This is a genomic window from Sphingomonas sp. SDUR79 (genome assembly GCF_056821745.1).
This window is the reverse complement of the sequence record NZ_JBPDIN010000001.1, coordinates 893,698-905,546: the sequence shown is the minus strand read 5'-3', so window position 1 is coordinate 905,546 and position 11,849 is coordinate 893,698. Positions and strand designations below refer to the sequence as shown.

At 66.0% G+C, this 11,849-nt stretch carries 8 protein-coding genes; 1 reads left to right on the top strand and 7 read right to left on the bottom strand.

The window, feature by feature from the left end:
* Window positions 1-79: 79 nt before the first annotated feature.
* The 3 genes from ACRYLO_RS04375 to ACRYLO_RS04365 all read right to left on the bottom strand — a co-directional run bounded on the left by ACRYLO_RS04375 (window position 80) and on the right by ACRYLO_RS04365 (window position 3,911).
* Window positions 80-1,162, bottom strand: coding sequence for an alpha/beta hydrolase (locus ACRYLO_RS04375; protein ID WP_482659043.1), 1,083 nt, complete (start codon window positions 1,160-1,162; stop codon window positions 80-82).
* A 113-nt stretch (window positions 1,163-1,275) separates the two neighbouring features.
* Complete coding sequence (locus ACRYLO_RS04370) at window positions 1,276-2,280, bottom strand: LacI family DNA-binding transcriptional regulator (protein ID WP_482659042.1); 1,005 nt, start codon at window positions 2,278-2,280, stop codon at window positions 1,276-1,278.
* A gap of 347 nt (window positions 2,281-2,627) precedes the next feature.
* Window positions 2,628-3,911 (bottom strand): SGNH/GDSL hydrolase family protein, encoded by a 1,284-nt coding sequence (locus tag ACRYLO_RS04365; protein ID WP_482659041.1) that lies wholly within the window; start codon window positions 3,909-3,911, stop codon window positions 2,628-2,630.
* A 151-nt stretch (window positions 3,912-4,062) separates the two neighbouring features.
* Here ACRYLO_RS04365 and ACRYLO_RS04360 point away from each other — a divergent pair, with 151 nt between their 5' ends.
* Window positions 4,063-5,292: a chymotrypsin family serine protease gene (locus ACRYLO_RS04360; protein ID WP_482659040.1), complete on the top strand. Its 1,230-nt coding sequence runs from the start codon at window positions 4,063-4,065 to the stop codon at window positions 5,290-5,292.
* Window positions 5,293-5,326: 34 nt separating this feature from the next.
* Here ACRYLO_RS04360 and ACRYLO_RS04355 read toward each other — a convergent pair whose 3' ends face one another.
* The 4 genes from ACRYLO_RS04355 to ACRYLO_RS04340 are packed head-to-tail and all read right to left on the bottom strand — an operon-like array spanning window position 5,327 to window position 11,797.
* A complete protein-coding gene (locus tag ACRYLO_RS04355) occupies window positions 5,327-6,988 on the bottom strand; it encodes a response regulator (RefSeq protein ID WP_482659039.1) in 1,662 nt (553 codons plus the stop codon).
* Entirely contained in the window at window positions 6,985-7,557 is a 573-nt protein-coding gene (locus tag ACRYLO_RS04350) for a chemotaxis protein CheB (protein ID WP_482659038.1), read from the bottom strand. Before ACRYLO_RS04350 ends, ACRYLO_RS04355 begins: the two co-directional genes overlap by 4 nt.
* Window positions 7,554-8,402 (bottom strand): CheR family methyltransferase, encoded by an 849-nt coding sequence (locus tag ACRYLO_RS04345; RefSeq protein WP_482659037.1) that lies wholly within the window; start codon window positions 8,400-8,402, stop codon window positions 7,554-7,556. The genes ACRYLO_RS04350 and ACRYLO_RS04345 overlap by 4 nt, the downstream gene beginning before the upstream one ends.
* On the bottom strand, window positions 8,387-11,797 hold the full coding sequence (locus ACRYLO_RS04340; protein WP_482661670.1) for a response regulator: 3,411 nt from the start codon (window positions 11,795-11,797) through the stop codon (window positions 8,387-8,389). The genes ACRYLO_RS04345 and ACRYLO_RS04340 overlap by 16 nt, the downstream gene beginning before the upstream one ends.
* Between the last annotated feature and the right edge of the window lie 52 nt (window positions 11,798-11,849).

The following is an 11,849-nucleotide window of genomic DNA, read 5'->3' as shown; positions in this document are numbered from 1 at the left end:
GTTATTTTTTCAATCGATTGCAACATCGGGCCACAACTGTCGATGGATCGCCCGGCCCTTGGGCGACGCCCGACGCCCTCTATTTCGTCGGGCGGGTAAAGGCGCGGCGCAGCGCCTCGATCTTTGCGCGGGTGAACTGCCTCGCTTGCGGCGAGTCCGCCGAAAGCTGGTCGAACCCGTGATAGGCGCCCGGGATCACCTGCAATTCGGTTGGCACCCCGGCCTCATTCAATCGCCGGGCATAATCGATATCCTCGCTGACGAAGAGATCGACCCCACCGACCTGGATGAACGCAGGGGGCAGCCCGGCAAGGCTCGGCGTCCGCGCAGGCACGGCGCGCGCGGGCACCGTGTCGGTGCCGGGCGCCTGCCCGAGGAATGCCTTCCAGCCATATTGGTTTTCGGACGCGCTCCACCCGACCGTGGCGATATGACCGGGCAGCTTCACCGCGCCCCCGGTGCGATCGTCGAGCATCGGATAGACCAAAGCCTGAAACGCGATCGGAATTTCGCCACGGTCGCGCGCGGTGATCGCCAGCAACGCGGCATGGCCGCCGCCCGCGCTCTCGCCTGTAACCGCGATGCGGCTGCGATCCAGTCCCAGCTCCGCCGCGCTCTGATACATCCAGCGCAGGCCGGCATAATTATCCTCGATCGATCCCTCAAACGTCGTTTCAGGCGCCAGGCGGTATTCGACACTGACGATGACCGCGTCGAGCTCGCGCGCCATTTCCTGCAGGCGGCGGACATCGGTCGCGGCGGTGCCGATGATATAGCCACCGCCATGCGTGTGCAGGATGCCGGGACGACTGGTCCCCGCCTTGGCGTTGATGACGAACAGCTTGACCTGCGGCGCGCCGGCCGGGCCGGGGATCATCTTCTCCTCGACCGGGATGTCGGCGTGGCGTGGGGGCACCGGCGGCCCGCCGCCGCGCTTGCGCGACGCGAGCACCATCGCCTCGTCGATCGTTCCCATCATCTTGGAAAAACCGATCGCCATGCGTGCGCCCGCGCGCAGTTCCGGCGCGATCGGCGCAAGCTTGGCTTCATCCTCGGCGGTGAGCTGGACCGTCGGCCGCCCCTGCGGCGCGAGCGCGGCAACGGGCAGGGTCGCGACGCTGAGCAAAGCGGCTCCACAGGCGATGGAAATCCTTGCGCGCATCACACTCTCCCAACCGCTTATCGCTCGGACTCGGGTCCGTTATGGCGACATCCTATTAGCAATCGATTGCAAGTCAACTCCACCAAAGTCGTAGATCGCGTGACGCGACAGACTCAGCTGGATTCGCGAACAATCAGTTCGGGGGTCAGGATGGTGGATCCGGTCGCCTCTCCGGCGATCCGCTTCATCAGGCTGTCGACCAGATGTGCGGCGCCGGCGGCGAGGTTCTGGCGCACCGTCGAAAGCGGCGGGGCGCTGGTGCGCGCGAGATAAAGGTCGTCATAGCCGATCACCTTGACGTCCCCCGGCACCGACAGGCCGCGCGTCGCCAGCACCTGAATCGCGGTCAGCGCGATCAAATCGGACGCGGCGAAGATGCCATCGGGAAGAATGTCGGACTGGTCGAGAAACGAATCGATATCCGAACCGCTGACTTCCGAATCGAAATGCGTCGTCGCGTCAACCAGCCGGATCCCGTCCTGCGCGGCGATCGCGGCCTTGGCCCCTTGAAGGCGCAAGGATGGCTCGATCGCCTGGGTATTCCCCAGAAACGCGATCTTGCGACAGCCACGGTCGATCAGGTGCTGGGTCGCGAGCCGCCCGCCGAGGAAATTGTCGGTGCCGACCGAACAATGGATCTGGCCCTGCACGAACCCGCCCCACGCGACCAAAGGCAGATAGTCGGCGGCGGTGCGGTCGAGCACCTGCGACTGGTCGGACTGGCCCACGATGATGAAACCGTCGACGCGATCGGCATCGATCAGCCGCGCCAGCCAATTGTCCTGATTGGGAATGACGCGCGACAGCATCAGGTCGAACCCGCGCTCGCTCAACTCGTCGGCGAGATAGCCGATCAGCGTCATGAAGAACGGGTCGGACAGATGCTGACCGCGATCATGGCCCAGCGGCACCACCACGCCGATCGCGCCGCGCTGCTTGGTGCGCAGGTTGCGGGCGAGCGCGCTGGGGCGGAAATCATGCTTTTCAGCGAGCTTGCGGATGCGTTCGGAGGTCTTGGAATTGACCATCGTCTTGCCCGCCAGCGCGCGCGACACGGTCGCCGCCGAGACGCCGGCCAGTTCGGCGAGGTCGTAGATGGTCTTGATCTTGCGCGCCAAAATCCGGCCTCCCCAAACGCATCCATCGGGATAGGGTCGCAGCGCGGCCTTTGCAACAAGCCCGTCCCCGGTTGCAGGTTAGGGTCTGTACTCAATCAGCACGGGGATCGAGATTGCTCAAAAATGGCCGCTGGCAAGAAGCGCAGCGCAGTCGCGTAGCAGAGCTACGCGCAAGCAAGCGACGCAGACCAGCGGCCATTTTCGAGCAACCGCGCAGCGGCGGGCGGATTTTGGCGCATGGCGTCGTCCCTCGTCGGTCACGATGCTGCGGCATCGCTCCCTCCTCGCTCCTCGCCCTGCGCCAAAATCCGCTCCGTCTCGCCCCCGTGCTGATTGAGTACAGACCCTTAGTTCCGCCGGAAGCGGGCGAGGTCGATCGCGCGCGCCATTGCGGCGTTGCCTGCGTCGTTGGGGTGGACGTTGTCACCCGGATCATAGGCCGGGTTGAGCCGGGTCGGACGTGCGGGGTCACACAGCACCGCGTCGAAATCGACCAGCGCATCGAACTTGCCGCTCGACCGGATCCACTGGTTGACCGCCTGGCGCAGCGCCTCGGTCTTGTCGCTGTAAAGCCACGTCCCCTCGGTCGGCGCGATCGTCGCGCCCATTACCTTGATCCCGTGCAGATGCGCGCGATCGATGAACTGCGCATAGGCAGCGATGAGGTCCTCCGCCGTCACCGCCTCGCTCGCCGGCATCCCCGGGATCGCCGCGAAATTGATGTCGTTGATCCCCTCGAGCAGGATCACCCAGCGCACGCCGGGCCGCGCAAGCACGTCGCGATCGAACCGGGCGAGCGCCGACAGCCCCGCGCCATCGCGCCGTACGCGATTGCCCGAAATTCCCATGTTGATGACCGACAGGTGCCGCGTGCGCGCGTCCGCCTGCAACCGTTCTGCCAGCAGCTCCGGCCACGCCCGCCCGGCGTCGGGCGTCGTGCCATAGCCGTCGGTGATCGAATCGCCGAATGCGACGATCGTCCCCGCACGTGCATCCGCCTGCACCGCCAGCCCGCTCAGCCAGAAATAGGAGCGATTGGTTTGGGCCCCGGCCAGCGCCGTATCGCCGGTGCGCTCACCCTTGGCGACATAGGTGGTGCGCAGCCCCAGCGGGTGCAGCGTGTTCACCGCGACATCGTCGGGAAGATGGATCGAGACCGCGAGCAGCTCCAGCGCCGCGACGTCGAGCGCGACCGGATCGCTGAACACCACCGCGCCAGGCTGAATCGTGACGCCCGCCTGTCCGGCAAAGCTCAGTGATCGCGACGTTCCCGGCCGGATCGCCCCGGCGTCGGCGCTCTTCGCAATCGCGGCACGACCGATCCGGAGCGGTTCACCGCCGCTCGCATTGGAGAACTGCACCCGCCACACGCCGCCCTTGACGGTCGGGCGAACCACCATGCGCACCGTCTGATCCTTCAGCCGCTCCGGCGTGGGCAGGATCGGCGACGGGCCCGAGGGCGGCGGCGGCGCTGGCCGGGCCTCTCCGGCTGGACGCGGCGGCATGCGCGGCGGCGGCATCGGGGCAAGTTGCTGCGCGGTTCCCCATGCGCTGATCCAGCGATCCTCGGCCTTCGCGACCGGTGATGCAATCAGTGCCACCGCGCCGCACAGCGCCATCCATCCGTGCATCAATGCCCTGCCCCTCACTGACCTCTCCGTACACTGGCGCGGCGATCCGCGTTTGCAATCGATTGCCAGTCGCTATCATTCGCTCATCGCAGCTGCAAGCCAGCCGATTGCCGATCTTGGCGCGGCGCGGCGCGCTAGTTAGATCAACCTTATGCGCTCGCTCTCCCGTCTTCTCCTGCTGCTCATCGCCTGGTCCGCGCTGCAGCATCCCGCCGCCGCGCAAACCACGCAGACGCGCGCCGAAGCACTGGCGCAGGATGCCGCCGAATATGCCCGCGCCTATGGCGTCCCCGCACCAGAGGCGATGCGGCGGCTGATCGCGCAGCAGGACAGCGTGCCGGCCATCGATGCGATCGCCGATCGCTATCGCGACCGCCTTGCCGGCATTTCCGTCCAGCATCGCCCGGATTATCGCTTCATCGTGTATCTCACCGGCGAGAGTCCGGTGGCGCCGACCAGCGTGATGGCCGGCTCGATGCGCGTGCCCGTGCAGTTCCGGACCGGCGCAAAGGCCAGTCGCGAGCGCGTGCTATGGGCGCTCACCCATCACCAGCCTGCGATCCGCGCCGCACTCAGCGGGACGCCGTCGATGGGCATCGATCCGCGCACCGGCGAACTGGTGGTCATCGCCGCCCAGTCGGTGGTCGACCGCGCCGGGGGAGCGGCCACGCTCGAGACCCGCCTGACCCAGCTGACCGGCGTGCCGGTGCGCATCCGCATGCTCGATCTGGTCGACCGCAATCTCGGGCCGCAGGGCGGCGGACGGCTCGACGGGACCGACCCGGCGAGCGGGCGGCGCTATCGCTGCACCAGCGGTTTTCTGGTCGGCGATGGCACGCGCACCGCGATCACCACTGCGGCGCATTGCCTCGACGACCTCGCCTATATCGATCCGGCGCGTCAGGCGACGCCGCTCGGCTTTGTCGGGCAATGGGGCTGGGGCTATCACGACGTGCAGATTCACGCGCTGCCCACCGCCGCCCGCCCAACATTCTTCGCCGATACCGCGCGCACCCTCACCCGCCCGGTCGAAGCCCAGCGCAGCAAGACGAGCACCCGCGCGGGCGACTTTATCTGCCATCGTGGCGAAAGCACGGGTTACAGTTGCGCCGAGGTGACGTTGCTCGACTTCGCGCCGGCGGGGCAACTGTGCGGCGGTTATTGCCTGCCGACCTGGGTCGCGGTGGCGGGGCCAACGTGCAAATTGGGCGACAGCGGCGGGCCGGTGTTCAGCGGCACAACCGCATTCGGCATCGTCAAGGGCGCGACCTTCCGCCCCGACGGGTCCTGCGCCTTTTATTTCTACATGTCGCTCGATTATCTGCCGACGCCGTGGCGACTGTTGACCGAGAGCCCGGCGGCAATGGCGCAGGGGCAGTAGATCGGGCCGGCTGGACTGGCCCGTTTCGGAAAGGTTACCGGCCTTCACCGATCAACGCGTTGATCGTCATCGCCAGCGTCTCGAGCGAGAACGGCTTGGTGATCATCGACATGTTCTCACCCAGAAACGCACCACGCTGGGTTGCCTGTTCGGCATAGCCGGTGATGAACAGGATCGGCAGCTCGGGCCGATGCAGGCGCGCGGCATTGGCGAGATCCCGGCCATTGAGACCGGGCATTCCGATATCGGACACCATCAGGTCGATGCGCGCGTCCGACGCCAGCAACGGCAGCGCCGCGGTCGGGTCGGAGATTTCGATCGCTTCATAGTCGAGTTCATGAAGGACTTCGCAGACGAGCATGCGCACCGCATCATCGTCTTCCACGATCAATACGCGCTGCCCTGCACCCCGATAGCTTGCACTCGGCGCCGCTTCGACGGCGACGGCGCGCGCACTGGTCGTCGGCAAATATAGCTTCACCGATGTGCCGAGATCCGGCTGACTGTGGATCCGCACCGCCCCGCCGCTCTGCTGCGCAAAACCATAGACCATCGACAGGCCCAGGCCCGTCCCCTGCCCCTGTGGCTTGGTCGTGAAGAACGGCTCGAACACCTTTTCGAGCACGTCGGCGGGGATGCCGGTGCCGGTGTCGGACACCGACACCTGGACGAATTTGCCGAGCGGCAGACCGGGGCGCGTCGCGCTATGGGTGGCATCGACATCGACGAGGCTGGTTTCGATGGTCAGCCGCCCGCCATCGGGCATGGCATCGCGCGCATTGATCGCAAGGTTGAGGACCGCATTTTCAAGCTGATTGGCGTCGGCCAGCGCATGCGGGAGGTCGGTCCCATAGGAAACCACCAACTCGATCCGTTCGGGCAGCGCATGTTCGACCAGCGGCGACATCGATCGGATCAGGTCATTGATGTCGAGCGGGCGCGGATCGAGCGACTGGCGGCGCGAAAAGGCCAGCAGTCGGTGGGTCAGCGATGCCGCGCGCCCGGCCGAGGTGCTGGCCGCGTCGATGTAGCGATCGATCTCCTCGATCCGCCCGGCCGCAATCTTGCGCCGCATGAGATCGAGCGCCCCGATGATTCCGGTCAGCATGTTGTTGAAATCGTGCGCGATCCCCCCGGTGAGCTGACCCACTGCCTCCATCTTCTGGCTCTGGCGCAGCGATGCTTCGGCGCGCTCGCGCTCGGCGATCTCCGATTGAAGGCGTGCGAGCGTATGCTCAAGCTCGGCGGTCCGCTTGCGCACCTCACTCTCCAGCTGGTCGGCGGCATCGGACAGCGCGCGACGTTGCTGATAGAGTTCGAGAAACACATTGGCCTTGCCGCGCAGGATATCGGGCTCGATCGGCTTCTGGATGAAGTCCACTGCGCCCGCCTCATAGCCGCGAAAGCGCCGCTGGATGTCGGCGCTGCCGGCGGTCACAAAGATGATCGGCACATGCCGGGTGCGCGCATTGCCGCGCATGAACTCGGCCAGTTCGAACCCGTCCATGCCCGGCATCTGCACGTCGAGCAGCGCCAGCGCGACCTCGTGCTGCAACAACAGTTCCAGCGCCTGCTCCCCCGACCGCGCGCGCAGAAAGGAAAGGCCGTCGCGCCGCAGCAGCGCCTCGAGCGCGAGCAAATTCTCCTCGAGATCATCGACGAGCAGAAAATAGATCGGTTCGGGCGCGTTGCTCATGATGTTCCAAGGTTAAGCAGATGATCGGCGATCCCGTCGAGCGACATCGCGGCTGCAGCCGGACAGCGCATCAGCGCGGCCGTCGGCATCGCTGCGGCATAGGCCGTTGCCGGGTCTTCGACCAGAACCGTCCCGCCCGCCTTGTGTACCGCGGCGGCGCCGCGCGCGCCGTCTTCATTCGCACCGGTCAGGATGATGCCGGTCAGCCCGGCACCGTAGCTGTCGGCGGCGGTTTCGAAGAGGACGTCGATCGATGGGCGGGAGAACAGCACCGGCTCGTCGGTGGACAGGGCAATGCTGCGGTCCGCCTCGACCAGCATGTGATAGCCCGGGGGGGCGAGATAGGCGGTCGCCGGCACGATCGGCTCCTTGTCCTCAGGCTCGCGGAACGCCATCGCACACTTGCTGGCAAACAGGGCGGTCAGGCCGGATGGCCCGTCGGGGACATGCACGACGATCAGCACCGGCACGGGATAGTCGGCCGGCAGGCGCGGCAGAATTGCGGACAGCGCCTGCACCGCGCCCGCCGATGCGCCGATCACCACCGCCTGCGGGGGCGGGCCGCTCATCCGTCCCGCCGCTGGTAGATTTTCTCCTCGCGCACGAATTCGCTGAACGCGTCGGCATGCGCCGAGAAGCGCAGCGTTTCCTTTGACCCTAGGCCGAGAAAGCCGCGCCGCGTCAGCGAATCCTTGAACAACCCGACCGCGCGATCCTGCAGCGGCCGGTCGAAATAGATCATGACGTTGCGGCAGGACACGAACTGGCATTCGGCGAACACCGCGTCGGTCACCAGGCTATGGTCGGAAAAGACGACCTGCGCGCGCAGCTTCTTGTCGAACACGGCCCGGCCATAGGCGGTGGTATAATAGTCCGACAGCGAAGTTTTGCCGCCCGCGCGCTGATGGTTCTGGGTAAATGCGGCAAGCCGATCGAGTGCATAGACGCCACTCTGCGCCGCTTCCAGCGCGGCGGGATTGATATCGGTCGCATAGATCAGCGTCCGGTCGAGCAAGCCTTCCTCAAGCAACAGGATCGCGAAGGAATAGAGTTCCTCGCCCTGGCTGCACCCGGCAATCCATAACTTCAGCGAGGGATAGGTGCGCAGATGCGGCAGCACCTGTTCGCGGATCGCGCGGAAATAGCCGGGATCGCGAAACATTTCGCTCACCTGGACAGTGAGATAGTCGAGCAGGCGCGTGACCAGCGTATCGCCGTGCAGCAGCGCCTGTTGCATCGCCGTGAAATCGGAAAAGCCGAGTTGCTCGCGCGCCTGGCGCAACCGCCGCTTGATCGACGCCCGCGCATAATGGCGAAAGTCGTAATGATAGCGGCGGAACAACGCCTCCAGCAGCAGCTGAATCTCGATATCCTCGACCGCTTCGGTCGATCCCCGGGTCAACGCGGCATCCATACGCGCACCAGTGACAGCAGCTTGTCGACGTCGAGCGGCTTGGACATGTAATCATTGGCGCCGGCGGCGAGGCAATTGGCCTGATCGTCCGGCATCGCCTTGGCCGTCAGCATGATCACCGGCAGCTTCGACCAGCGCCGGTCGAGCCGCATCCGCCGCGTTGCTTCAAGGCCGTCCATGACCGGCATCATCACGTCCATCAGCACCAGATCGATTGCCTCCGGCGTGCCAGCGGCGCTGTCGAGCGCGTCGAGCGCCTCCTGGCCATTGCGCGCGATCGCCACCTTCGCGCCGCGCGGCTCGAGGATGTTGGTCAGCGAATAGACGTTGCGGACATCGTCCTCGACGATCAGGATCCGGCGGCCCTCCAGCAACGCATCGCGGTGCCGCGCCTGCTGGATCATCTTCTGCTGTTCGGGTGGCAGTTTGGATACGACCTGGTGCAGGAACAGCGTCACCTCATCGAGCAGGCGCTCAGGCGATTTCGCGCCCTTGATGATGATCGAGCTCGAATAGCGGCGCAGCTTCTGCTCGTCTTCGCGCGACAGGTCATGGCCGGTATAGACGATCACCGGCGGGAAGCCGTGCGCCTCGTCCTCGCTCAGCGTTTCGAGCAGCGAGAAGCCAGACGCGTCGGGCAGCGTCAGGTCGAGCACCATGCAGTCGAAGGTCTGCTCGCGCAGCAGCTGAAGGCATTCGGCGGCGGTGCCGACGCCGACCGTTTCGACCCCGGGTCCGGCCAACAGCTTGCCCACCGCGTCGCGCTGCACGGCATCGTCCTCGACGATCAGCACGCGCCGGACCGTGCGGGTCAGCTGCGCCTCCAGCGTTTCGAGCGCGTGGGCAAGGTCCTCGCGCTTCACCGGCTTGAGCAGATAGCCCATCGCGCCGAGCGAAAATGCGGTCTGGGTCTGGTCGCTGGCCGATACGACATGGATCGGGATGTGACGCGTCGCATCCTCGCGCTTGAGCCGGTCGAGCACGGCAAGGCCCGACTGGTCGGGCAGGCCAAGGTCCAGCACGATCGCGCTCGGGCGATGTTGACGGGCGAGGTCGAGCGCCTCTTCGGCGGTGCCGGCGACCAGGGCCTGGAACCCCGCCTCCCGCGACAGATCGCGCACGATTCCCGCGAAGACCTGATCGTCCTCGACCACCAGCAGCACGCGGCGGGCGCCTTCCAATCGGTCACGATCATCCTCGACCGGCGCCAGCCGCGGCGCGCGGCGCGGCGGGGTGATTGCGGGCGCGGGCGCGGCAGGCGCGCTCGGCTCCACGCGGGCTTCGACCAGCGCGGGATCGTAATCGAGCGGAATCGTGACGGTGAAGCTGCTACCGACGCCGGGCGTGCTCTTGAGCGAAATTGATCCGCCGAGCAGGCGCGTCAGCTCGCGCGAGATCGACAGGCCAAGGCCGGTACCGCCGAACTTGCGGTTGATTGCGCCGTCTGCCTGACGGAACGCGTCGAAAATCGCCTGATGCTGTTCGGGCGAAATGCCGATGCCGGTGTCGGTAACGGTCAGCGCCAGCCGGTCGCCCTCGACCGGCGCGATTGCGAGCGATACTCCGCCTGCTTCGGTGAATTTGAAGGCGTTGGAGAGCAGGTTCTTCAGAACCTGCTCCAGCCGCTGGCGGTCCGTGCCGATCGCGGTGGGCGCATCGCTGGCGACTTCAATGCTGAAATTCAGCCCCCTGTCCTTGGCAATCGGGTCGAACATCTGGCGCAGATCGGCGGTCAGACGCGCCAGCGTCAACGCCTGTGGATCGATCTCGACATGCCCCGCCTCGATCTTCGACAGGTCGAGGATGTCGTTGATCAGGTTGAGCAGGTCGTTGCCCGACGCCTGGATCGTCCGGGCATATTGCGTCTGCTCGTCGGTCAGATTGCCATTGGGATTGTCGCCGAGCAGCTTCGACAGGATCAGCAGCGAGTTGAGCGGCGTGCGCAGCTCATGGCTCATATTCGCGAGGAAGTCGGACTTGTACTGGCTTGCCTGCTCCAGCTCGCGCGCCTTCAGTTCGACCGCAGCACTGGTCCGCGCCAGATCGTCGCGCTGCGCTTCCAGCAGCTGCGCCTGTTCCTCCAGCTGGGTGTTGGTCTGTTCCAGCTCGACCTGCTGCTGCTCCAGCCGCACGGCCGATTCCTTGAGCGCACGCCCCTGCTCTTCCAACTCCTCGTTCGAGACGCGAAGCTCCTCGCTCTGCACCTGCAGCTCTTCGGACTGGCGCTGCGTTTCATCGAGCAACGCCTGCAGCTCGCTGCGGTATTTGGCGGTGCGCAGGGCGACGCCGGCGGGTTGTGCGATGCGCTCCAGCAACTCCATCGCTCCCGCGTCCACGGGATGCAGAAAGCCGAATTCGAGCACCGCGTTGGTCGTGCCATCGGCGTTGAGCGGGGCGATGACGAGGTGGCGCGGCGTGTCGCGCCCGAGCGCCGAACCCAGCGTCAGATACCCCTCGGGCACATCGTCGAGCACCACCGGCGCGCCATCGGCCGCGACCCGCCCGAGCATGCCTTCACGCAGGCGGAACCGTTGGGTCACGGTCGCGTCCCCCGGCACCCCAAGGGTCGCCATCCGCTCGAACGCGCCATGCTCGCCCTTGAACAATACGCTTGCCTGTGCGCCGAGATAGGGGGTGAGGAAATCGAGGATGCTCTCGCTGAGCTGATGCACGGTCTTGTCGCCCAGCATCGCCTGGCTAAGTCCGACTTCGCCGGCCTGCAGCCAGGCTTGGCGTTGCCGCGCAACGGTGCTGCGATGGACCAGGAATCCCACCGCGAGCGTCAGTCCGATGCCCAGGATCGCGGCGAGGACGCCGCTGAGCGTCGCGGTCGCATAGGCGCTGTCCATTTGCTGCAGCCGGGCCGTCCGCAGCCGCCGCTCCTCGGCCCGCATCGCATCGATCTGTGCGCGCACCGCGTCCATCTGGACCTTGCCGCGATCGGTGTTCACGATATCCAGCGCAGCCGACACGCCCCGCGCGCGACGCAGCTCGATCGTCTCGCGCAGCTCGGCGAAACGCGCGTCGAGCCGGGGCTTGAGACGGCGCAACGCCTGTTGTTGCACCGGATTGTCGCTGGTCAGCGACTGGATCGTGCTCACACTGGCATCCGCCCGCGTGATCGCGTCCTGATAGGGTTCGAGATAGCGGTTGTTGCCGGTGAGCAGAAAGCCACGCTGCCCGGTTTCCGCATCCTGCGTCGCGGACAGCAAATTGCCCAGTTCGGTGATCACGTCATGCGTGTGGACGACCCTGGCGGTGTCGGCCCGCAGCGTCAGCATGTTCGAATAAGCGAGGGCACCCGTGATCAGGAAGAAGATCAGCGCGCCGCCGACGCCCAATGCGGTACCGAGCCCGATCCTGGTGCGCGAAAAGGGCAGTGCACGCGCGATCATGTTGGTCATGTAGCTGGAAATCCTGGCGGCAGTGATCCGTTCCTCGGTTTCA

Coding starts and splice junctions, on each gene's coding strand:
- ACRYLO_RS04375 (WP_482659043.1), bottom strand. CDS start 1,162: ATGCGCGCAAGGATTTCCATCGCCTGTGGAGCCGCTTTGCTCAGCGTC.
- ACRYLO_RS04365 (WP_482659041.1), bottom strand. CDS start 3,911: ATGCACGGATGGATGGCGCTGTGCGGCGCGGTGGCACTGATTGCATCA.
- ACRYLO_RS04360 (WP_482659040.1), top strand. CDS start 4,063: ATGCGCTCGCTCTCCCGTCTTCTCCTGCTGCTCATCGCCTGGTCCGCG.
- ACRYLO_RS04355 (WP_482659039.1), bottom strand. CDS start 6,988: ATGAGCAACGCGCCCGAACCGATCTATTTTCTGCTCGTCGATGATCTC.
- ACRYLO_RS04350 (WP_482659038.1), bottom strand. CDS start 7,557: ATGAGCGGCCCGCCCCCGCAGGCGGTGGTGATCGGCGCATCGGCGGGC.
- ACRYLO_RS04345 (WP_482659037.1), bottom strand. CDS start 8,402: ATGGATGCCGCGTTGACCCGGGGATCGACCGAAGCGGTCGAGGATATC.
- ACRYLO_RS04340 (WP_482661670.1), bottom strand. CDS start 11,797: ATGATCGCGCGTGCACTGCCCTTTTCGCGCACCAGGATCGGGCTCGGT.